Source organism: Streptomyces vietnamensis, assembly GCF_000830005.1.
In the GTDB taxonomy this organism is placed as follows: Bacteria; Actinomycetota; Actinomycetes; order Streptomycetales; family Streptomycetaceae; genus Streptomyces; species Streptomyces vietnamensis.
The window spans coordinates 7,518,470-7,540,686 of the sequence record NZ_CP010407.1 but is presented as its reverse complement, the minus strand read 5'-3'; the positions used below and the strand labels follow the sequence as shown (position 1 = coordinate 7,540,686).

The 22,217-nt window shown below is 71.1% G+C and carries 20 protein-coding genes and 2 pseudogenes; 20 read left to right on the top strand and 2 right to left on the bottom strand.

From position 1 onward, the window contains the following. Window positions 1–42: 42 nt before the first annotated feature. Window positions 43–1,101: a PDDEXK family nuclease gene (locus SVTN_RS33795; protein WP_041134516.1), complete on the bottom strand. Its 1,059-nt coding sequence runs from the start codon at window positions 1,099–1,101 to the stop codon at window positions 43–45. A 190-nt stretch (window positions 1,102–1,291) separates the two neighbouring features. On the opposite strand from SVTN_RS33795, the gene SVTN_RS33790 reads away from it, so the two are divergent. Next, window positions 1,292–2,227 carry a DUF5655 domain-containing protein gene (locus SVTN_RS33790; RefSeq protein WP_041132503.1) on the top strand — a complete coding sequence of 312 codons (936 nt, stop codon included), beginning with the start codon at window positions 1,292–1,294 and terminating at the stop codon, window positions 2,225–2,227. Window positions 2,228–2,323: 96 nt separating this feature from the next. Here SVTN_RS33790 and SVTN_RS33785 read toward each other — a convergent pair whose 3' ends face one another. Then, window positions 2,324–3,070 (bottom strand): DNA-methyltransferase, encoded by a 747-nt coding sequence (locus tag SVTN_RS33785; RefSeq protein WP_041132502.1) that lies wholly within the window; start codon window positions 3,068–3,070, stop codon window positions 2,324–2,326. 579 nt (window positions 3,071–3,649) lie between these two features. On the opposite strand from SVTN_RS33785, the gene SVTN_RS33780 reads away from it, so the two are divergent. The 19 genes and pseudogenes from SVTN_RS33780 to SVTN_RS45825 all read left to right on the top strand — a co-directional run. Next, a complete protein-coding gene (locus tag SVTN_RS33780; protein WP_041132501.1) occupies window positions 3,650–4,795 on the top strand; it encodes a C40 family peptidase in 1,146 nt (381 codons plus the stop codon). 91 nt (window positions 4,796–4,886) lie between these two features. Continuing rightward, window positions 4,887–5,195, top strand: a complete 309-nt coding sequence (locus SVTN_RS33775; protein ID WP_041134515.1) for a DUF6112 family protein — start codon at window positions 4,887–4,889, stop codon at window positions 5,193–5,195. Beyond that, window positions 5,195–5,875 carry a hypothetical protein gene (locus tag SVTN_RS33770; protein ID WP_041132500.1) on the top strand — a complete coding sequence of 227 codons (681 nt, stop codon included), beginning with the start codon at window positions 5,195–5,197 and terminating at the stop codon, window positions 5,873–5,875. The genes SVTN_RS33775 and SVTN_RS33770 overlap by 1 nt, the downstream gene beginning before the upstream one ends. A 27-nt stretch (window positions 5,876–5,902) precedes the next feature. After that, complete coding sequence (locus tag SVTN_RS33765; protein WP_041132499.1) at window positions 5,903–7,300, top strand: SCO6881 family protein; 1,398 nt, start codon at window positions 5,903–5,905, stop codon at window positions 7,298–7,300. Between the two features lie 135 nt (window positions 7,301–7,435). Further along, window positions 7,436–8,902 (top strand): SCO6880 family protein, encoded by a 1,467-nt coding sequence (locus SVTN_RS33760; protein WP_041132498.1) that lies wholly within the window; start codon window positions 7,436–7,438, stop codon window positions 8,900–8,902. A 35-nt stretch (window positions 8,903–8,937) separates the two neighbouring features. Beyond that, window positions 8,938–9,390: a DUF6238 family protein gene (locus SVTN_RS33755; protein WP_041132497.1), complete on the top strand. Its 453-nt coding sequence runs from the start codon at window positions 8,938–8,940 to the stop codon at window positions 9,388–9,390. A gap of 26 nt (window positions 9,391–9,416) precedes the next feature. Then, complete coding sequence (locus SVTN_RS33750; RefSeq protein WP_041132496.1) at window positions 9,417–10,922, top strand: ATP-binding protein; 1,506 nt, start codon at window positions 9,417–9,419, stop codon at window positions 10,920–10,922. A gap of 83 nt (window positions 10,923–11,005) precedes the next feature. Next, on the top strand, window positions 11,006–11,641 hold the full coding sequence (locus SVTN_RS33745; RefSeq protein WP_041134514.1) for a hypothetical protein: 636 nt from the start codon (window positions 11,006–11,008) through the stop codon (window positions 11,639–11,641). Between the two features lie 131 nt (window positions 11,642–11,772). Then, window positions 11,773–12,600, top strand: a complete 828-nt coding sequence (locus tag SVTN_RS45835) for a hypothetical protein (RefSeq protein ID WP_245727736.1) — start codon at window positions 11,773–11,775, stop codon at window positions 12,598–12,600. A 96-nt stretch (window positions 12,601–12,696) separates the two neighbouring features. Then, entirely contained in the window at window positions 12,697–13,464 is a 768-nt protein-coding gene (locus tag SVTN_RS33735) for a hypothetical protein (protein WP_245727735.1), read from the top strand. Window positions 13,465–13,490: 26 nt separating this feature from the next. After that, window positions 13,491–13,988: a hypothetical protein gene (locus SVTN_RS33730; protein ID WP_041132494.1), complete on the top strand. Its 498-nt coding sequence runs from the start codon at window positions 13,491–13,493 to the stop codon at window positions 13,986–13,988. Window positions 13,989–14,299: 311 nt separating this feature from the next. Continuing rightward, window positions 14,300–15,334 (top strand): IS110 family RNA-guided transposase, encoded by a 1,035-nt coding sequence (locus tag SVTN_RS33725; protein WP_041132493.1) that lies wholly within the window; start codon window positions 14,300–14,302, stop codon window positions 15,332–15,334. A gap of 119 nt (window positions 15,335–15,453) precedes the next feature. Continuing rightward, complete coding sequence (locus SVTN_RS45830; protein ID WP_245727734.1) at window positions 15,454–16,722, top strand: hypothetical protein; 1,269 nt, start codon at window positions 15,454–15,456, stop codon at window positions 16,720–16,722. Between the two features lie 252 nt (window positions 16,723–16,974). Continuing rightward, window positions 16,975–18,072, top strand: a complete 1,098-nt coding sequence (locus SVTN_RS33715) for a hypothetical protein (RefSeq protein WP_041132492.1) — start codon at window positions 16,975–16,977, stop codon at window positions 18,070–18,072. 93 nt (window positions 18,073–18,165) lie between these two features. After that, window positions 18,166–19,954 (top strand): annotated as a pseudogene (locus SVTN_RS33705) (type IV secretory system conjugative DNA transfer family protein). Further along, window positions 19,951–20,181 (top strand): hypothetical protein, encoded by a 231-nt coding sequence (locus SVTN_RS33700; RefSeq protein ID WP_041132489.1) that lies wholly within the window; start codon window positions 19,951–19,953, stop codon window positions 20,179–20,181. The pseudogene SVTN_RS33705 and the gene SVTN_RS33700 overlap by 4 nt, the downstream one beginning before the upstream one ends. Then, complete coding sequence (locus SVTN_RS33695; RefSeq protein ID WP_041132488.1) at window positions 20,178–21,350, top strand: DnaB-like helicase N-terminal domain-containing protein; 1,173 nt, start codon at window positions 20,178–20,180, stop codon at window positions 21,348–21,350. The genes SVTN_RS33700 and SVTN_RS33695 overlap by 4 nt, the downstream gene beginning before the upstream one ends. 43 nt (window positions 21,351–21,393) lie before the next feature. Beyond that, window positions 21,394–21,978, top strand: a complete 585-nt coding sequence (locus tag SVTN_RS33690; protein ID WP_041132487.1) for a hypothetical protein — start codon at window positions 21,394–21,396, stop codon at window positions 21,976–21,978. Between the two features lies 1 nt (window position 21,979). After that, window positions 21,980–22,162 (top strand): annotated as a pseudogene (locus SVTN_RS45825) (DNA cytosine methyltransferase); the annotation flags it as partial. Between the last annotated feature and the right edge of the window lie 55 nt (window positions 22,163–22,217).

Below are 22,217 nucleotides of genomic sequence, written 5' to 3'. Positions count from 1 at the left end.
CCCTTGTCCTCGGGGAGGCCGACATTCTTCTGCTCGGTGGGATCAGAACTGCGAGAGGGAACTCGCCTCGTACCGCAGCTGATAGGCCCGCACGCCACCGCCGTTCATCCGGTAGATCGTGATCGCGGAGAGGAACTGCTCCTTCACCTCCAGGGTGCGCCGCCGCTCCTTCCCATCGATGTCACTGATCCAGTCCTCCACATGATTCGGCAGTTTGAAGGCAAGCTCGTAAGCACCTTCCTCACCCAGCGGCGACAGCGTCCACTCCGCCGAACCGCCACTGCCGCGTCGACGAATACGCACCGCATGGTCCGGCTGGGCATCCGCGTACGTCGTGAACGCCAGATGATCGCTGGCGGCCAGCGGCAGGATGAACGGTGCCGACGGGAAGCCCAGCAGCAACTCGACACCGCTGTTCTGCTGGAGCGCGGCCGCGAAGCCGGCGATCGCCGCCCCAGCTTCATCCCTGAACCTGCTAGCTGCCGGCGTCGCCGTCGGCAGCAGCCCCGCAGACGCAGTCCAGGTCCCCAGCTCCTTACGCAGCTCCGTACGCACCCACGTCACCGGGAATGTCCCGGACGCCCCAAGGTGGAACTGTGCCTGCTCCAGCGTCCACGCAGTGGTTCCGATCGCCCCGAGCAGCCACGCGAACGAGGCACCCGACAAATCCACCAGCGAGAGCTGGTGCGCCAAGGCGTACTTCTGGGCATCCGCCGTGAACCCACTCGTCGAGAACAGCGCGTACGCGTACTGATACCGCTGCCGCGGCCTTCTGCCGGCATGCACCATGAAGTTCTCGTTCACATCGTGCAGCACACCGTGAGCATTACGCACGATCTCCAGCCCACAGCGCTCCTGGTAGAACTTCGCCTCCAGGAACAGCCGCACCGGCATCGAGAACGCCGGCGTGAACGCGAACTCCCCCAGCGCGTCCACCTGATGCAGCGCACCCCGGCCCCGCACCCGAAGCGTGTTCCCGTCAGTCACCAACTCCTCGGGATCCTGACTCTCGTGCACCAGCAGGCGGTAACCGGAGGAGCGCAGAAGCCATGCCAGCGCCTCCTCCAGCAAATACCCCCGCAGCGCGGCGCCCTTAACCATGGTCAACCCCCTACATCACCAAGCAGGCCCCGCTTGATCATCTCATGGGCCACTCGGCAGACTCCCGGCACCGCTAACCACCGGGCCTTCAGCCAGTACCCCGCCTACGCCGCTCTACCGATACCCAGCGGCGGAATACCCAGAGCCTCCCGCTGATTGGTCTTTGCATAGATCACGGGAGGGGGCGCTGGTGGCCGAGCTGATGTTGTTCCGGCGGGACGCGGACGGGCGGGATGTCGAGCTGTCCGGTTCGACGGTGGCGCTGGAGGTGGAGCTGCAGCGGCGGGTCGAGGCCGGGCTGGAGCAGATGCTCGGCATCCGGTTCGTGGCGTCGGAGTATGCGACTGGTCCGTGGCACCGGGGGCGGATCGACACCCTGGGGCTGGATGAGAACGGCAGCCCGGTGGTGATCGAGTTCAAGAAGGGCTCCGACAGCGGGGTGCTGTCGCAGGCCGTCTCGTACCTGTCCTGGCTGCGTTCGGCGCAGCACGAGTTCGAGGCGCTCGTCCGGAAGGTGCTGGGCGCGGAGGCAGCCGAGTCGATCGACTGGCGCCGTCCGCGGATGGTCTGCATCGCGGCTGGCTTCTCCCACCACGACCGGGTGGCCGTGCAGTGGCTGCCCGAGCGGATCGACCTGGTGCGCTACCGGGTCTTCGAGGGCGGCCTGCTGAGCCTGCTGCTCGTCGACTCCTCGCCCGGCTCACCCAGCGCCGCTTCGTCTCGGCGGAGCCGGGAGCGGGACGCGGTGGCCGACAGCGCGCCGGCGGCCCCGGCGACGCCTTCGCCGGCGGGTGCCAGCCTCGTACCGGAGTCCCTGCGGGACCTGTACGCGGAGCTGGACGAGGCGCTCACGGCGTGGGGCGAGGTGGAGGTGGCGGCGCTGCGGCACTACATCGTCTACCGGCGCCTGGTGAACGTGGCATCGGTGATCTTCCGTCCGAAGCACGAGGCGATCCTGGTCTATCTCAGACTCGACCCGGACTCGGTCGTGCTGGAGGAGGGCTTCACCCGGGACATGCGCGGTGTCGGGCACCTCGGGACGGGGGACCTGGAGGTGCGTCTCGCTTCGGCGGCGGACCTGGAGAAGGCGGCGCCGTTGATCCGGCGGGCGTTCGAGGCAGCCTGACAGAAGCAGAAGGGCGGCTGGAGCATCGGTTTCTCGATGTTCCAGCCGCCCTTCGACGTCTGCGGCCCGCTGGCCCCGGGTCCTTCGTTCTCATGATCACTCCTCCGGACCGGCCAGGGCGAAGTCATCCTGTTCCAGCTCGGCGCGCAGGCGCCGTTCGGCGATGTCGGCGTAGTGCGGGGACAGTTCGACGCCCACGAACTTCCGGCCTTCCCGGAGGGCCGCGACGCCCGTGGACCCGCTTCCGGTGAAGAGGTCGAGGACGGTGCCGCCTTCGGGGCAGACCTGGACGAGCTGCCGCATGATCCCGACGGGCTTCTGGGTGATGTGGACCCGGCCCTTGCGGGGCTGCGAGGCGATGTAGTGGCCGGGGAGGTAGAGGTCGCGGGTGTTGTCGACGGATCCCTTGACACCCCAGACGATGAACTCGGAGTCCTGCTTCGGCGCGCCCTTACGGGGCCGGCTGGCCGGCTTGATCCACGGGAGCGTGCCGCTCCAGGTCCAGCCTGCCATCTGCAGGGCATCGGTCGTGGTCGGTTCCTGGCGCCAGTCGGTGAAGACCATGGCCACCGCGTGCTCGGTGGAGGCCCGGTACGCCTCGGTGAGCAGTTCGGTCAGCCAGGAGCGGTAGGAGCGCTGGTCGCGGTTCTCGCCGGGGAAGTTGGCGAGGTCGTGGGCGCTGTTGCTGGTGACGTACTTGGCGCGCGCGGTCCGTCCGGTGCGTTCCGAGCTCGTACGGCCGCCGGAGTTGTACGGCGGGTCGGTGATCACGGCGTTGACGCTCTCGTCCGGCAGGGACTTCAGCACGGTCAGGGCGTCGCCTCGGTGCAGCGTGTAGCTCACGGGAAGGGCCTCTCTCAGGGCATGGCAGGGCTGGGACCGCTCCGGGCAGCGTTCAACGGCGTTCTTCCGGGGCGGGGTTGTGCCGGAGGTTAGCGGCGATCTCCGGCCGTACCTAACGAGGCGGGCCGCGCTGCGGGCCCCGGTCCGGGAGTCGTTTGGTGCGGCCGGAATCCCTGTCTACTGTCTCGCCGTGTCACCGGGCAGGAGCCTTACTCCACCCTCGCTGACCTGTGCTTATCCGTGCTGTCTCGTTCAGTCGAGCGGTATCGGAGGCACGTTGTCCTCTTCCTTCCCGCACGCCGTCAGGAGCCTCGGTGTACTGCCTGAGATTACGAGCGCGGCTGGCTGCCGCGCGTGACCTGAGACCGGCGTCCGGGAGCTACCAACTCCCCTGACCCGGGACCGCCCGAGCGGCGGATGCACATCGGCGCGGTGCCGGCGGCTTTGCACGAGAAGTCGGCACCGCGCCTCCTACGAACACCGAGGAGCCGCTGCGATGCAGCATGCCCTGATACATCCGCGCCCCGACCCGACGCCGTCACCCGGCCGGCACCGCCGCCTCGGTGAACGGCAGCGGCGATGAAGAAGACCACCGGAGCCGTCGTCGGTCTCTGCGCGACCGCTCCGCTGCTGATGGCCGTTCCGATTCTCGCCATTGGGGCCGGGACCGCCGCGGCCTCCTGCTCGACCGGCGGGGCACAGGATGTGGACACCGCCGCCGTCGCCACCCAGGTGAAGGCCATCCTGGACGGCGGCGACAAGGGCTCGGTCTCCGTGCCGGGCCTGGACGACCCGGCCGAGCAGGTGCCCAACGCCAAGACGATCCAGGCCACCGGCGTCGCGATGAACATCCCGGCCCGCGGGCAGGTCGTGGCCCTGGCGACCGCCCTGCAGGAGAGCGGCCTGCGGAACCTGGCCTACGGCGACCGGGACTCGCTGGGGCTTTTCCAGCAGCGGCCGTCGCAGGGCTGGGGCACGGCGAACGAGATCCTCGACCCGGTGCACGCCTCGACCAAGTTCTACGAGGGGCTGCGGAAGGTCTCGGGCTGGCAGTCCCTGTCGATCACGCAGGCCGCCCAGGCGGTTCAGCGGTCGGGCTTCCCGGAGGCGTACGCGAAGTGGGAGCCGTTGGCCACCGCTCTGCAGAAGGCCATCGAGCCGCTGCTGCCGAAGGCCGGTGGCGCGTCACCGGACCCTTCGCCGTCCGGCTCGGCCGGCACCGGCAGCCCTTCGCCCGGTATCGCGGGCGGTTGCAGTGCCGAGGGGGACGGGACCGACTTCGGCACCATCCCGCCCGGCGCGCTGCCAGCCGAGTACAAGATCCCCGCCGACGCTCCGCCGCAGGTCCAGACGGCGATCCGGTGGGCGCTCGGGCAGCTCGGCACGCCGTACCAGTGGGGCGGGAGCTGCACGAACTCCCACGGCGAGGACGCCATGGGCCGGTGCGACTGCTCCTCTCTGATGCAGCAGGCGTACAAGGCCGCCGGGGTCACCCTGACGCGGACGACGTACACGCAGGTCAAGGAGGGCAAGGCGGTGTCGGTGGATGCCCTTCGGCCGGGTGACCTGCTCTTCACCGAGGGGACGGCCGCCGTACCCGAGCACGTCGGGATGGCCATCGGGCAGGGCTTGATCGTGCACGCCCCGCGCACCGGCGACGTGGTCCGCATCACGACCCTCGCGTCCTGGAAGCCGCGGATTCTCGCGGCCCGCCGAGTCGTCTGACCGGTGTTTTCCCCTCTTCTCCCCTTTTCCTCGCACCGCCGCTTCGCCCCAGCGGGGCTTTGGCGTGCGCGCAATCGAACTGGAGTTCTTCATGTATCTCGCCTACCAGGTCATTCAGCTCGCCTACGATCCCGGGATCAAGCCGAACGAGGGCGGTCTGCCGGGTCTGTCCGTCCTCAAGCAGGTGATGGGCTCCATCAACCTCTTCGGCCTCATCGCCGTGGTCGGCGCCCTCGCCGTCAGCGCGGGTGTCTGGGCCTGGGGCCACCACTCCGGTGGCCACCAGGCGGAGGCCAACGGCAAGAAGGGCGTGCTGGTGAGCGCCGGCGCGGCCCTTCTGCTCGGCGCGGCGAACGGCGTGGTGGCCTTCTTCAGCACGCTGGGGACGCAGGTCCACTGATGGCTCAGCACTCCACCCACCCCGGCGGCGCATCTCGCGTGCGCCGCCGGGCGCTGCTCGGCACCGTCGTCCTGGTGGTGCTCGTCACCCTCGCCGGCCTGGCCGCGTACCTCACCCGCGACGGCAGGGGCCCCGCCGAAACTCCTGCTCCACCACCGAGTTCACCCACGGCTTCCTCCTCACCTGCGTCGCCGTCCGGGCCGCTCACCCGTCCCCGTGCTCTTCCGGTCCCGCCAAAGACCCACGACCCGATCGCGTTCGGGAAGGCAGCCGCAGCCGCGCTGTGGTCCTACGACACCCGTGCGTACTCGCAGCCCGAGCTGCGGAAGGCTCTGCGCGGGTGGCTGACCACAGAGGCGAAGTACGCCGACCCGACCTCGGTCGACAAGGTCGTTCCCTCGGCGGTGCTGTGGAAGGAGATGGCCGCCAACGGCCAGTTCGCCACGGCCAAGGTGTACGAGGGGCACTTCCCGAACGCGTTCACCCGGGCCCTTCAGGAAGATCCCGGGGCGATCACCCAGGCGTACGTGTACGCCGTCACGGTCTCCGGCAAGCAGGCGATCGCCTGGAAGGGCTCGCCCACCGGCGGTGCGGAGAGCCGTGCCACCACGCTCGCGGTCCAGTGCCGGCCCGACCGTCCCTGCGCCCTGGTCGGCGTCATGCCGTCCGTCGCGCCCTGACCCCAGTCCGAGAAAGGAGGTAGCACCATGGGAGTCTGCGACTTCCCGCTGATGGACAAGGTATGCGGTGCCGTCGACTTCGCCACCAACCCCGCCGGAACCGTCACCGACGGCATCGGCGCGTGGATCGCGAAGTCGATGGGCGAACTGGCGGCCAGCGCCGCCGATCTCGCCGCCCAGGCCGTCAACAAAACGACCGCCATCGACCTCAACGCCGGATGGTTCCGGGACAACTACGAGCTCCTGCTGCCCATCGGGCTCGCCCTGACCGTCGGCATCTTCTGTATCCAGCTCATGACCGCGGCCTGGCGACGCGATGAACGCGCTCTTGCTCAGGCTGCGTTCGGCACCATGACCGGCGTCCTCTTCAGCTTCTGCGCCATCGCCTTCACCACCGTCGCCATCACCGTGGTCGACGCGCTGTCCGACGGACTGTTCCAAGCGGCCAACACCTCCGTCGACGACGCGATCCGGCGCGTGGTGAAGGTCAACGAGTTGGGGGCGATGTACGGCCTCGGCTGGGGCGTCCCAGCTCTGGTCGCCCTCGGGTGCGCGATCGGCGCCTTCCTGTACTGGGGCGTCATGGTCGCCCGCAAGGTCGGCGTCCTGATCATGGTCTCGCTCGCCGTGTTCGCCGGTGCCGGCGGCGGCTGGGAGGTGGCCAAGCGGTGGCGGCGCGGTTGGATCGAGGCCACTGCCACCCTGGTCGTCTCCAAGCTGTTGATGACCGTGGTCTTCCTGATTGGCGTCTCCGCCATGGGCAAGTCCGACGCCGGCGACGGGATGTCGGCCCTGTCCGACGCGATGGCGGGCATCGTCGTGATGGTCCTCGTGCTGCTCTGCCCGTACGCGACGTACAAGTTCGTGCACTGGGCCAGCGACGGCGGTGGCCACGACGACCTGCACCGCACCGGCATCGCCGGCATGGCGGTCGCCGCGGGAGCGGCGAAGACCGCGGCCACCCTGGCGATGCGGGCCGGCACCGGTGCTCCCGCTCCCCAGGGGCCGAGCCAGGTCCCCGGTGCGGGCGCCGACGGCGTCGCCTCCGGCATCAATCCCGCCGGCGGCAACCTCAGCAAGGAGGGCATCGACGCCGGTCCGCCCAAGCAGCAGACCCGCTTCCGCTACGGCGAGGACCCGAACGCGACCGGCGACAAGGGCCGTGCCCTCATCCAGCGGCCCGGGATCCCACCGCTGATCACGCGTCCCAGCACGGACGAAACGGAAGGGTCCGAGAGGGTCGTCCACAGCGTCACCGGCACTTCCGGCTATCTCGTCGGCGCCTCAGCGCCGGGCGGCAGCATGACCTCCCTGCCGCCTGTCGGCCCCGCGACTGCGCCGCCGCCCCCTGCGGGACCGTCGGCCACCGGTTCTCCGACGCCGACGAACTGGGTGTTCCCCACCCAGCCGCCGTCGGGTTCCTGACCCATCACACCCGGGGCGGGCCGTACGCCATGGCCCGCCCCGCCCTGACCGACCAGCAGAGGAGTCCCCCCATGACCTCCAGAAGAGCGCCGCGCGCGCCCCGTCCTCCGCCCGCTACCACCGTCTGGAACCACCATGTCCGGCAAGCACCAGGCCCCTACAGCCACCGTGAAGTTCCCCCACCGCAGCAGGCGCGGCATCCTGCTCGGCCTGACCGCCCCGCAGCTGATCGTCGCCGGCCTCACCGGCCTTCTCCTTCTCGCCGTCGTCCTCACCCGCGGCGTGGTCGGCGCCCTCCAACTCATCCCGCTGTGGGCCGTCATCGCCCTGTTCGTCTTCGTCCGCCACCGTGGCCGTGCCTTGGCGGACTGGGCTCCGATCGTCACCCGCTACGTCCTGCGTCGGATGCGCGGCCAGCTCGTCTGGCTCACCCGGCCCTCTCGCCGGCCGACCCGCGAAGGACTCCTCCACCTTCCCGGCACCGCCGCCAGCCTGCGCGTGGTCACCGCCCCCGACGGCCGGTACGGTGCGGTCCACGATCCCCACAGCGGCACGCTGACCGCCGTGGTCAAGGTCTCCTCCCGCGCCTACGCGCTGCTCGACCCGGGCACCCAGCAGGCCAACGTCAACGGCTGGGGACGCGCGCTGGCCGCGCTGGCCCGTACCGGGCAGATCGCCCGCATCCAGGTGATCGAGCGCACCGTCCCGGACTCCGGCGACGCGCTTCGCCGCTACTGGGAAGAGCACGGCCGGCCCCACGCCCCCATGGCTGGCGCGATCTACAGCGAGCTGATCCAGAGCGCGGGCCCGGCGGCGGCACCGCACGAGGCGTATGTCGCGGTGGCGCTGGACACCAAGGCCGCGCGACGGCTGATCAACCAGGCCGGCGGTGGCCTGACCGGTTCCTTCAGCGTTCTGGCGCAGCTGACCTCCACCTTCGACCAGGCCGCGCGGACCGCCGGGCTCAACCCCACCGGCTGGCTCGCCGCCCGCGAGATCGCCGTCGTCGTGCGCACCGCCTACGACCCCAAGGCCCTCACGGCGCTGGACCGGTGGTCCACCGCCGGCCGTCCCGAGGCCGAGCCCGCAGCCGCCGGCCCCGTCGTGGTCGTCGAGAAGGCGGACCACATCGCGACCGACTCGGCCGTCCACGCCACGTACTGGGTGGAGAACTGGCCGAGGACCGAAACATCGGCCGGTTTCCTGCACCAGCTCCTGTTCACCGGCGGCGTCCGGCGCACGCTGTCGCTCTCCTACGAGCCGAAGGGACTGGACGCCGCACTGCGCGACGTCCAGCGCAAGAAGGCCAGCGTGATCGCCGATGCCGCCGAGCGGGCCCGGCGCGGCCAGGTCGACTCCGAGGCGGACTCGATCGAGTACCAGGACATCAAGTCCCGTGAGCGCCAGCTCATTGCGGGCCACGCCGATGTCGCCCTGACCGGGCTGCTGACCGTCTCGGCCGACTCCGAGGAAGAACTCCGCTCCGCGTGCGCGGTCGTGGAGACCGCCGCCGTCGGTGCCCAGCTCGACGTCCGGCCGCTGACCTGGCAGCAGGCCGAAGCGTTCACCGCCGCCGCCCTGCCGCTCGCGCTCGCCGCCTGACGCCGGCCCTTCCCTCCCTTCGAAAGAGCACCCTCATGTCCCGCACCGCCAGCCCGACCGCGCAGGACTTCGTGCCCTTCGCTACCGCCGCGCTCGACTTCCACCGAGCGCTCAACCTCCCCAGCGGCCCGCTCGTCACTAGCCGGGCCGAGCTGGACGCTCTGCACGCGCATCTCGTCTCGGTGCACGGGCTGCTCGACGCCCATGCCGCCCGTACCGGTCAGCTCGTACCGATCGAGGGCGACCAGCTTCGCGCCGCCCGCACCCGGATCTGGCAGGCCGCCGACCACGTCCACGCCGCCTACCACGCGGCTCCCCGGCCGGATTCAGGCGAGGTGCCCGAACCCGAGGCGTGCCAGGCCGGCCTGCCCGAAGGGGCACCGCAGCTGACCGTCTGCCAGCGCCACCAGCGCGCCGCGCACCTGGTCCGCCGCCGTACCACCCCGGCCGACCTGCACGCGCCGTTCACCGGCCTCGTCCGCCGCTGACCCATCACCTGCCTGGAGAAACGTTCATGCCCCGTACCCGCGCCAGCGCCTCTCCCCTGTACGTGCCGCGCAAGGCTCCGCGGGCCCAGCAGAGGGCCGCCCGAGCCGGATTCGCCGAGGCCCGCCGCCAGGCGCGCCTCGCCGGAACACCGCCCAAGCACCGCGCCGAGGAAACCGTCGACCCGGAGCTGCGGCCGACCTACCCGCCGACCGGTCGTCCCGGTCCGGCCTCGGCCCGCGGCGGCAACCTCAGCCTGCCCGCCCACCGGATGACCACCGCCACCGCTTCGGGGGCCTACCCCTTCGTCGCCGAGGGCGGCCTGGGCGCGGAGGGCATCTTCATCGGCCGCGACGTCCACGCCGAAGCCGCCTTCTGCTTCGACCCGTTCTCGCTGTACAGCAGCGGCCGGATCGAAGGCTTCACGAACCCCAACGCGGTCCTCGCCGGGATCATCGGCATGGGCAAGTCCGCGCTGGCGAAGTCCATCGCCACTCGGTCGATCGCCCACGGCTACCGGATCTACATCCCCTGCGACCCCAAGGGCGAGTGGACCGGCGTCGCGCAGGCCCTCGGCGGCTACAGCATCGCCCTGGGCCCCGGCCTCCCTGGCAGGCTGAACCCACTGGACGCCCCGGCCCGGCCCGCCTCCGTCAGCGAGGACGACTGGGCGACCGAGGTCCGAAAGCGCCGCCTGCTGCTCCTGGCCGGCCTGGCGCGCACCGTCCTCAAGCGCGACCTGCTGCCGATGGAGCACACCGCCCTCGACCTCGCCCTCGACCTGGTCGTCGCCGAGGCCGCCGCCCGCGGCACCGTGCCGCTGCTCGGCGAGATCGCGCGCACCCTCGGCTCGCCCGAACGCCTCGACCGCGCCCTCGGCCACCAGACCGGACACCTCGGGTCGGCCGCCCAGGACCTCGCGCACGCCCTGCGCCGCCTGGTGCACGGCGACCTGAGCGGCATGTTCGACGCCCCCTCGACGGTGGCGTTCGATCCGACCGCGCCGATGCTGTCCATCGACCTCTCCCGCCTCGGCGGCTCCGGAGACGACACTGCCTTGGTCTTGGCCATGACCTGCGCCTCAGCATGGATGGAGAGCGCTCTGTCCGATCCGGACGGGGGCCGGCGCTGGGTGATCTACGACGAGGCGTGGCGGCTGATGCGGCACGTCGGCCTGCTCGAACGCATGCAGAGCCAGTGGAAGCTCTCCCGTGGTCTCGGCATCGCGAACTTGATGGTCATCCACCGGCTCAGCGACCTGCTCTCGGCGGGCGATGCCGGTTCACGCGGCCGGGTCCTGGCCGAGGGCCTCCTGGCCGACTGCTCCACCCGCATCATCTACCGCCAGGAGCCCGACCAACTCGACGCCGCCGCTTCCCTGCTCGGCCTGACCGGAGTCGAGACCCAGGCGGTCTCCGCCCTGACCAAGGGCCGGGGCCTGTGGAAGGTCGCCGGCCGGTCCTTCATCACGCAACACATCCTGCACCCGGCCGAACGCGAACTGTTCGACACCGACGCCCGCATGTCGGCATAGGGCCGTCCGGAGGATCGATCATGTCTGCTTCTCCCAGTTCTCCCGGCCTGGCCGAGAATCGGCCAGCGGCGGCCACCGACCGCCTGGAGTGGCGGAGGCACATCCCGGTGCTGGCCTCCGCCGCCGCCGGGATCAGGCAGGCGTCCGACGCCTGGGACGCGGTCTCTGACTCCTTCTGCGACGGCGACGGCTGGCCCGTCGACGAGCAGGGGTACGAGGACGGCAAGGTGAAACGCGACGCCGAGGCGTGGAAACACGTGGAGGTCTTCCTCGCCCACGGTCCCGAGGTCCTAGCCGGCGTCCGCGCCGCCGCCCGTGGTGCCGACTACGTCGAGGGGCCGGTCAGCGAAGACCTGCGCCGGCTGCGCGGGATCGACACCACCCTGGAACGGGCAGGACAACTCCGGCGCGAGTGGGATCAGATCATGGCCCTCATGGACGCCTCGCTCCCCGGCTCCCGGAAGCTCTACGAGAGCCAGGCGGAGGAGGACCGCAACGCCGACGGCTGGCACTACGCCGACGAGTTGTCCATCCGCGGCCCGGCCCTCGTACGGGCCGCCGACTACCTGGCCGGCCGAGCGGACCGCGAACAGTCCTCGCGGACCGAACAGGCACGCGTAGCCCTCGCCCGATCCACCTCCGTGCGGCGCGGGACCCTGCCCGCTTCTCCTCCGGCGCCACCATCACCCGGCCGACCGGTGCCGGGGCGCTCCCGCTGACGGCCGTAGCACCGAGTCCCGGCGGGACCAAACCGTCCGATCAGCAGATCCTCGTGGACCACTGCCCGCCCAGCACCGCATGCCCGCAGCCCGCGCCGCCAACCTGGAACATCCCGCCACGGAGAAAGCCCATGCACCAGGACAACCCCCTGATCACCTTCGAGCGAGCGGGACCACACATCACCGCGTGGACCAGCACCTCCTCCTCACCTGCTGTCTCCGAGGATCCGAAAGAGGATCACGGGTACGGCCACCTCACCGCTCCCCTCCGCCAGCGCGGCTTGGAGGTCACCGTCGAGTACGGCCTGAGCGACTACATCGTCCACGCCGCCCTCCCCGACGGCAGTTCGCTGATCATCTCGCCGCCGCAGGAACCACCCAGCGAGGACCCCGAGTTCCCCGAGAGCTGGACGGCGATCCGCCACCGGGACACCGGGCCCTCGGTGTACGAGGAGATCTACGACTCGGAACCCGGCGGCCCTGACGCCCGGTACGGCGGGAGCGTCCCGAGTCTGCTCGCCGCCGTCGACGCACGCCTGGACCAGCTCGGCGTGCCGCCACGCTCCGAGCAGCAGCGCTCCTCGCGGGCGCACGCCGCGGACACCGTGCTCCGCCGTGCGGGTTTCATCGCCGCCGTCTCATTCGACGGGGAGCGCTACCACCGGCTGCCCACGGCCATGACCGATCCGGCTGAGCAGCGGCGGGCGGTGACCCGGGCTTTCGCCGCGCTGCAGGAAGAGGGCTTCACCGTCCTGTGCGACTCGGACCTGCTCACGTCGAAGGGCCGAAGCCCGGTAGACCGGACCGCCCTGCCGGCCTCTGCTCAGCCACGGGTGAGCGCTGCTCTCGCGCCCTCGCCGTCGGCCGGACCGCGCACGGTCCGCACGTGCCTGGCGACGGCCCCTCCCCCACGTCCCGTGCTTCCACCCGCACGTCCCTCCACCACCCCTGGTCGCTGATCTCTTCCCGTCTCGGAGTACGCCGCATGCCTCTCACCAGCAGAACCGTTCCGGCCCTCGCCCTCCCTCGCCACCGAGCCACCGGATGGATCAGCCGTGTTGCCCACCTCCGCCGAAGAACTGCTCGCCGACGTCACCGTCGGCCGCCACCCCGACTACGGCATCGTCGCCGCGAACCCCAAGAACCTCGCCGCCGGCACCTGGATGCTGAAGCGGCTCGACTTCCGCCCCGTCCTGGGCGAGCCGACCCTGTACGCCCTGACCGACCAGCAGCGTGACGGGCAGGGCCGCGCCACCCGGGCCGTCGCGCTGCTGCGCAACGCCGGCTTCCGGGTCGACACGGACGCCGTGTTCAACCCCTCCCTGGCACCTGTCGCGGGGCCCGTCCCGTCCCGGGCTCCGCACGCCGAGCCCGATGTCGCGTTCGCCGAGCATCCGCAGCTCGGCCTCGTCGCGGCCATCGACAGCCGCGCCTCCGGACTCACCGGACTCGCCTTGGTCGAACACGGCTGGCGGCACGATCCGCGCCTGGACATCTACACACTGCCCGCCGCCATCAGCCGCGACGAAGCCCTGGGAAAGGTCGCCGACGCCACGCTGGCCCTGCACCGTTCCGGTGTCCAGGTCGCTGTGCAGCCCCGCCTCGCCCAGGACGCAGCGGCCCGCCACCGCCCCGCGCCCGCCTCGTCCCGCGACCGCATCCAGGGTGCCAGCGCCCGTAGTTCTCCGATCAGCGCCGCCGCGCTCGCCGCCAGCCCTGCCCTGGCCGATCTCCCGGGCAAGGCGCCGGTGTCGGCTCCCGCCACCTCCGTACCGGCGGCCCGGCCGGTCGACCCGCGCATCGCGTTCACCCGCAACCGCTGACCCAACTCCCGTAAGGAATAACTCCCATGGCCGTGAAGACCATCTGGCCGATCAACCACTCATGCGGCCACAAGGACGACCGTGACCTGTCCAATCGGCCGGCCGACCGCCGCGCGCGCTTCGCCGAGTGGCTCGCCAGCCAAGAGTGCAGCGAGTGCTGGCGCGCTTCCAAGGAGAACAGCGAGCAGGACAAGGCCGCCTGGGTGAAGGCCAAACGTGCCGAAGAGCAGGCCGAGTCCGAAGCCTGGTCGCAGCAGCACCGGATGCCTCCGTTGGAGGGAACCGAGCGCGCCGTCCCCTGGGGTGTGCGCTGCCGCCACCAGATCCTGGCCGCCGCCTACACCGCGCTGGTCGTCGAGGGCGAAACCAGCGAGGCGGAGTGGGAGGAGATCGAGGAGACCGCTCGCACCATCACCCGCGCCGGATGGTGGATCAACCAGCGCTCCTCCGAACCCGACGACCTCACCGAGCTGCTCCAGGCCGCCACTGACGCCGACCGACCCAGCGAGAACCCCTACTTCTAGCCGTCCGGTGCCCCGCTGCTGCGGGGCACCGGTGCATCCTCTCCCGCCAAGGCCAGGGGCCGGGTGAGCAGGGCTTCTGACTTGTTGAATCGACCCCAGATGCTCGGTCTGCAGCCGTAGCGTCCAGGGTGTCGGTCGGCACGGGCCCGCAGTGCTTCTTGCCGCCGCTGGGCTGGCTCTCTGATAGCGTGCCGCCGCCGGCCGACACCCGCGCGGTGTGGCTCGACAGAGGCATGAGGACGACACGGTGACTTCAAGTCAGGATGCCCACCGCGCTCCCTGCCCGCTTCTGTCGAGTGCAAGGACAGCCTGTGATCCTGATCGGTATCGACCCGCACAAGTCCTCCCACACGGCCGTCGCCGTCGACGCCTCCGGCCACCAGCTGGCCAAGCGCCGCTTCGTCGTCAACGCCGGTACGTTCCGCCAGCTCATGGCCTGGTGCGAGCAGTGGCCCGAGCGCCGCTTCGCCGTCGAGGGCGCCGGCGGCCTCGGGCGCTCGCTCGCCCAGCAGCTGGCGGCCGCGGGCGAGCACGTGGTCGACGTGCCGTCCACGCTCTCCGCCCGGGCCCGGATGCTGGCCACCGGCGGCAACCGCAAGACCGACGAGGCCGACGCCCGCCACGTCGCGCACGTCGCTCTGTTTCGCCCCGACCTGCGACAGGTCACACCTGAGGACCAAACCACGATCCTGCGGCTGCTGACCGAGCGCCGCGAAGACCTGGTCCACGAACGCACCCGCGTGCTCAACCGCCTCCATGGCGTCCTGCGTGACCTGCTGCCTGGCGGCGTGGCCACCGGCCTGTCCGCAGACAAGGCCGCCGCTGCGATGAAGAGCATCCGCCCCGTCACCGCCACCGACAACTGCCGCCGCGACATAGCCCGTGACCTGCTGGCCGACCTGCGACGCCTGGACCGGCTGGTGAAGGACAACGAGGTCCAGATGCGCGAGGCGCTGGCCGCGACCCGCACCACGCTCACCCATCTGCCGGGGCTGGGCACCGTGCTGGCCGCCAAGGTTCTCGGACACGTCGGTGACGTCAGCCGCTTCCCGACCGAGCACCACTTCGCCAGCTACACCGGCAGTGCCCCACTGGATGCCTCCAGCGGCAACAACGTCCGCCACCGGCTCAACACCGGCGGAAACCGTGCACTGAACTCGGTCCTGCACACGATCGCGATCTGCCAGATCCGCGACGGCGGCCGCGGCCAGGACTACTACCTGCGCAAGATCGCCGAAGGGAAGACCCCGTCCGAGGCCCGCCGAGCCCTGAAGCGACGGCTGTCCAATGTCGTCTACCGGATCATGAAACGCGACCATCGGAACCAACTCACCCACGCCGCTTGACACACAGAGGCGCTATCAGGGATCCCCGGCCGGGCCAAATCCCGAATCCTGCGGATTCTCTCCCTGTTGGCCCGGTCTCCCGGGCCCTCGTTCCTTCCTTCTCTTTCGAGGTAGCCGCCGTGATCGCCCACCTGCAGCGCGCCAGCGACACCGCCGGCCTGCTCGCGTACCTGTACGGGCCGGGTGAACGCGGTGCCCACGTCAGCCCCCGGCTGATCGCGGGCGAGGGTCACGGGGCGCCGATCGAGCTGCTCGCCGAGCCGGGCTCGCTGCCCTACCTGGCCCATGCTCTCGACGCTCCGGTCGAGCGGCTCGGTGCCCGTGCTCCCGTCCGGCCGACGTGGGTCTGCTCGGTCCGTTCCGATCCTCGCCGACCGGACCTCACCGACGCGCAGTGGGCTGTCGTCGCCCGCCGGTTGGTGTCCGCCGTCGGGATCGCCCCGGAGGGCGATCCGGGTGCCTGCCGGTGGATCGCCCTGCGCAACCAGCCCCGTCAGGTGCACGTCGTGGCCACCCTCGCTCGTGAGGACGGCGGCCTGCACCAGGGCTATCGCGACGCCTTCCGCCTCCAGACCGAGTGCCGCCGCATCGCGGCCGAGCTGGGACACCTGCCCACCGCACCCCATCCGACTTCCCGTGCCCAGGAGACTTTTGTGCCTGCCCCTCTCATCACCATCTCCTCCGAGGCCAGCGGCAGTGTCGTGGCGAAGGGGGCCAATGATGATCTTTCCGCGATGATCCTCAAGCACGCTGGCTTCCGGCAGATCGAGGACTGGCACGGCCGGCGCCACCGGCTTCCCACCACCACCGCGGTCGCCGACCGGGTAGCCATCGCCAGCCACGCGGCCGAGATGCTCCGTGCCGCCCGTTACGGCGTCGATCTCGCTCCTTCCCTGGACGTGGCCCGGATGAGTACTCCGGCGAATCCCCTTGGGCCCTATGCCGCCGGAGCCGCGCTCCTTCAGATCACGGACCGCATCAGGTCTGCCGAGAACGGGGCGGACCTTCGGCAAGCGGTCGACCAGCTCCTTCACCCCGAGCACGGGGCTCTGGAACGTGTCCGGGAAGCGCTGGAGGCGGCGAGCGAACACATCACCGACCTCGACGACGAGGCGTACGCGCTGGCTGACCGGTTCGGCTTCGCGGCGGAGTTCGTCAGCTCGGCACAGTCGGAACTCGTCGACTCGGAGGACGAGCTGCGTCGTGTCGGCGGCCAGTCCCGGGCCGAGGCGCGGACGCGGTCCTCGGATCTGCCTGCTTCCCAAAGCGCGGCGTTGGCCGTGTCGCCTGCGGCGGCCAAGGCAGAGGTCGTCTCGGTCTTCGGTATCGAGTTCACCGATGCCCGTGCGGCCGCACGCCCACCGCGTGCCTCCGGTCCTCGGCGGTGATCGGGTGTTCTCCTCGTCCGCTTCATCCGCTGGCGTGTCGCGTACGCGTTTCATGCGGCGTCACCGCTGGCAGCCCTGCCGCCCTCGAACGGCTCTCGTCCCTCGCCGACAGCCTTCCCTTGCCGGTGACGCCGTGACTCCGCCGCCTCTGCCTTCCGGCACCAGACCCAGGACCGTTCCTGCGGGTGGAGCACGTGTGCCACGTGCTCCACCCGGCCTGGCCAGCCAGCACCACCAACTCACGGAGGAACCGTGCCCGAGTTCTACTCCAGCATCGGCGAGGCCATCGGCGCCGCGATGCAGCACAACATCCGGCTCGCCCACCGCAGCGTGGCACCCAGCTCCGACAAGTCCCTGCTGGTCCGACACCTGCCCAGCGCTTCCGCCGACCCGTACTCCGTCCCCGGGATGATCGCCCGTCTCACCGAGGACGCAACGCCCAATGAGGTGGCGGGGATCATCGAGGAGGTCAACGGTGCGCTGGTCGGGGCTCTGCCTCAGCTGACCGAACTCGTCGCCGCTGCCGCCGACTGGACCCGTGTCCGTCTGGCGTTCGACGACCCGCACCACAACCCCGTCTTCGAGACCTGGACGCGACTGGCCGCCGCCCACGTCATGCTCCAGGACGTTCAGGAGCTGCTGGCAGCCGCCGAGGACGGGATCGCCCCGTGCCCTGCCGAGCGGACCGACCCCCGGTACCACGAGAGGGTCAACGTCCTGCGGACCCGGGAACTGCTCGACGACGTCCTCGGCACCGGCCCGGTCGCCGCAGAGCCTCCCGCCCGCGATCCGAACGCCGACCGCCGTCGTGCCGCCCGTGCTTCCACGCCGCAGACCGGCCCCCGACAACCGTCGTCCCCCGGCACCGAAGAAGTCCCGGCATGTACCCCACCGCTCCGCTTTCCAGAAGGGCCCTCCATGGCCAACCTCGCCGACACCTACGGCACCGACGTCGAGATCTTCCCCTGGGCCGATGGCTTGGTTTGGGCCGACTGCCGGACCGGCCTACCCGAATCGGCCCACCGCGTCCTGCGCTCCTGTGGGTTCGCCGCCCCAGGCGACCCGGGCGATCCCGCCTCCTACAGCCTCGCGTCGCACATCGTCGGCCCGGACCGGCAGCTCGCCTCTTCCTCTGCCGCGAGCATGCTGGCCGACCTGGGGTACCGCGTCGCGATTGACCCGTCCCTGGCCGTCGGCTACACCGGCGAGACCGTCGGTCCCGAGGCCCGACGGCTGGCCGCTGCCCACCAGGTCTCCCCCGTGGCCGCCGAGACCAACACCGGCACCAGCGCCCCGCCGCCCGCCACGCCACCTCCGTCCGCGGCACGTCCCGTCCCCCGCTCCCGATGAAGCGTTCCGTTCGATCCGCAAGGAGTAGGCCCGTGAGCTGCACGAGAGCCGAGCGCGCCCCGCCCCGCTCGCTCACATCCCAAGGAACCGCCCGTGCCTTCCCCGCGTACCAGTGCGCCGTCGACCACCACCGGATCCGACGCGCTCCTCTACCTTCTGTTCGGCGTCCTCGGCGCCGCCATGGCCTTCGGCTCGCTGGCCTGGCTAACCGGCAACCTCACCAACTCCTTCGTCGGAAGCGGCCCGTGGGCCCCGTTCCGTGCCACCGACGCCCTACTGCACCCCGAGGTGCTGTGGCCGACCCTGAGCACCACCGCATTGCTGATCGGCGTCCGCGTCGTCCCCGGCATGCTCACCCTGGCCCTGCTCACCACCGGCCTGGTGCTGTGGCTGCACTGGCACTCCGGTGCCAAAACCGGTCTCGCCCGCAAGGGCGACCTGGCGCCGCTGCTGGACAAGGAGATCACCGCCAAGGCGAAGAGCCTTCGGCCGTCCCTGAGCGGCCGGGAGTGCAAAAGAGGTCGCTCCCGCCGACCGCGGCATCCTGCTCGGCACCCTTGATCCCGGTCGAGCCGATGTCCGTGCTTCCTGGGAGGACGTGATCGTCGCGATCATGGCCCCGCGAAGCGGGAAGACCTCCGGGGTGGCGATCCCCGCGATCCTCGCGGCGCCCGGCCCGGTCCTGCTCACCTCCAACAAGGCCGCGAACGACGCGTTCACCGCCACGGTGGACGCCCGCGCCGAGGTCGGCACGGTCTGGACCCTCGACCCCCAGCAGATCGCCCACCATCCGCGTGAGATGTGGTGGGACATCCTGGCCGACGCCCGCGACCTGGCAGGGGCGAAGCGGCTGGCCGGGCACTTCGTCGCGGCGAGCGTGGACGATTCGAGCGGCTCCGACTTCTGGTCCACCGCCGCGTCCAACACGCTCGGCGCCCTGTTCCTGGCCGCCGCGAGCCACCGGCGGCCGATCACCGACGTGCTGGCCTGGCTCGCCTCCCCCGCCGACCGGACCCCGGTCGACCTGCTCACCGACGCCGGCCACGACGCCGTCGCCGCCCAGCTCCAGGGCACCGTCTCCGGCGCGACCGAAACCCGCGACGGCATCTACGAGACGGCGAGGCAGTACGCGAGCTGTCTGCTCGATCCGCAGGTGGCCGCCTGGGTCACCCCGAGCAAGGACCTCCCCGAGTTCAAGCCCCTCGCCTTCGCCACCTCCCGCGACACGCTGTACCTGCTGAGCAAGGATGGCGGCGGCAGCGCGTCGGCGATCATCGCGGCGGCGGCCGACGCCGTGATGCGCGCGGCCGTGGTCGTCGCCGAGCAATCCGGTGGACGGCTCGACCCGCCCGCCCTGTGCGTCCTCGACGAGGCGGCGAACGTGTGCCGCATCAGCGACCTCCCAGACCTGTACTCGCACTTGGGGAGCCGGGGTGTCATCCCGATGACGATCCTGCAGTCCTACCGGCAGGGCCAGCGATGCTGGGGCGAGGCCGGTATGGACGCCCTCTGGTCCGCCGCCACCGTCAAGATCGTCGGATCGGGCATCGACGACGCCGACTTCGCCGACCGCCTCAGCCGACAGGTCGGCGACCACGACGTCCAGACCGTCTCGGTCTCCACGAGCGAGAGCGGCAAGTCCACCTCGGTGAGCATGCGCACCGAGAGGATCCTGCCGCCCGACGCGATCCGCGCCCTGCCCAAGGGAAGGGTGCTACTGCTGGCCACCGGTCTGCGCATCGCCATGCTCAGCATCCGGCCCTGGTACAAGGAGCCCTCCGCCAAGGTGGTCGGGCCGGCCTCCGCTCGCGCCACGAAGGCGATCACCGAGCGGGCCCTGGCGAAGACCGTCGGCCACGACGACTTCGGGCTGTCGGCATGAGCGCGCCCACGCCGCGTTCCGCGCGGCTCGCGCAGTCGCCGGCCGTCCTGCGCGAGGGCCGATGGTGGCTGGTCGCCGATGCCGGGTCGGTTCCCGTCGCCGATCCCGCGTTCACCACCGTGCTGGACGGCTTCGCCGAGGCGGTGGCCGCCGCCGACCGGGCGGTCGCCGATCTGCGTGCCCGGCCGAGTGAGCCGTCCGCTTCCAACACGCGAGGTCGTCGATGAACCCGCTGCTGAAGGCCGAGCAGGCGGTCCTCGGCGCGGTACTGCTCGACCCCGGCCAGCTCTCGCACCTGGAGTGGCTCGCGCCCGATCACTTCTACCGGCCGGTCCACCAGGCGCTGTTCGCCACGCTGCGCAAGCTCCGAGGCAATGGCCACCCCGCGGTAGAGGGCGAGGGGCCCGTGCCGCTGTCGTGGGTGACCGACGCGGTCGACGAGGCCGGCCTCCATGTCCGGGGATTGACCGCGTCGTACGCCCATCTCCTGGTCTCGGCCTGCCCGCGGCCGGCGCACGCTCCGGTGTACGGCCGCATGGTGCTGGAAGGCGCGATCCACCGCACCGTCACCCAGCACGCGATCCGCCTTCACCAGGAAGCTCGCGCGGGCGCTGTGCGAGGCGAGGTCGAGGGAGCGCTGCACCACGCGGACGTCCTGACGGGGGTACTCACCGATCTCGCCCGGCGGTGGGGCACCGAACCGCGCCCTGTCGCGCCCGCGACATCGCAGACCCCCGACCCGCCTGCCCTTCCGCCGGCTCAGTCCGATCAGGTTGCCGAGGACGAGGAGTTCCTTCTGTCCGTCCTCGTCGAGCGGCCGGAAACCATGGGTGAGGTGGTGGACTGGCTGCGTCCCGGGGATTTCGCCGACCCGGTCCACGGGCAGCTCTACCGGTGCCTCGGGGCGCTGCACCATCGGGGCGAGCCCATCGACCGGATCACCCTGCTCTGGGAGGCCCAGCGGCGCGGCCTGCTGGCCGACGGCACGCTGTCGGAAGACCGGTTCGCCGCTATCTGCGACGGCGTGGGGGCCGGTGACGCCGAGTGGCTCGGCAAGCAGGTGATGCGTTCCTCCCTCACTCGCACCGCAGCCGCCTCCGCCCGCGCCGTCCGCGCCCTAGCCGAGGACGAAGCCTTGGCCCCTGGGCGGCTCATCAACCACGCCCTGCACGCGCTCGGCCCGCTCGACGAGGTCCGCGCCCGTTGGCAAACCGCGACCGGCCGGCCGGCTTCACGGGCGCCAACGACCGCCGCTTCCGCAGGCGGGCCGCCGGCGGCGCGGGTGCACGCGGCTCTCACCCGCAGTACGCCGCGCCCCGCGCCGTCTCCACCGGGCCGGCTCGGCCCCAGGCCCACCCCGACCGCCGCACGCCCGCCCTCGCGCAACCACAGCTGACACACCCTTATCCACCGCTCGTCCTCACGTACAGGAGTTCCTCGTGACCACGAACCCTCTCGCCGATGCTCTGGCCATACGTGCCATGGCGTCGGCCTTCGATGCCCAGCGCGGCAAGCTCCCGGTCCCCGGCGACCCTCACCGCCTTCCCGGCAGCGTCGCCGTCGCCCAGCAGATCTCCGAACTCGGCAAGCTGATCACCGAGCTGGGCGACGAGGTACTGTTCCGCACCGCCAACAGGGACCACAGCTCCCGCACTTCCCTCGCCGTCTCCAGCTTCTCCGTCGCCGTACGACCCGCCGGTGAGGCGGCGGCCGCCCTCGGGGAAGTGGCCCAGCAGCTCGCGTTCCTGGAACGGACCGAGCACCTGCACGACCTACCCGACTCGCGGGATGCCCGGGAGGCGGCGGGGCGGGTGATCGACGAGGCGCTCGGGATGGCAAACACGGCCCTGCGGGAGGCGGCCGACTCCCTGCACGCCGCCTCGACGTCGGTCTCGCCGCCGTCGAGGCGGCTCCGGGCAGCCCTCGGCCGGACCCCCACCCCCGTGTACGAGGCCGTACCGGCTACCCCCGCAGTGCCGGCACCGGCGACGGCTGTCGCGCCCCGGACCGTACGAGGTCGGTAACATGCCCACCACCATCTCCCGCCCTCCGCTGATCGGGTCCCTCTGCTCCGGGTACGGCGGCCTCGACCTGGGGGTGCAGGCCGCTCTCGGCGGCGCGCTTGCCTGGCACGCGGAGGTCGATCCGAACGCCTCTCGCATCCTGACCCGTCACTGGCCCGGCGTCCCCAACCTGGGCGACATCACCACCGTCGACTGGTCCACCGTCCCCCGCGTGTGCGTCCTGACGGCCGGCTTCCCCT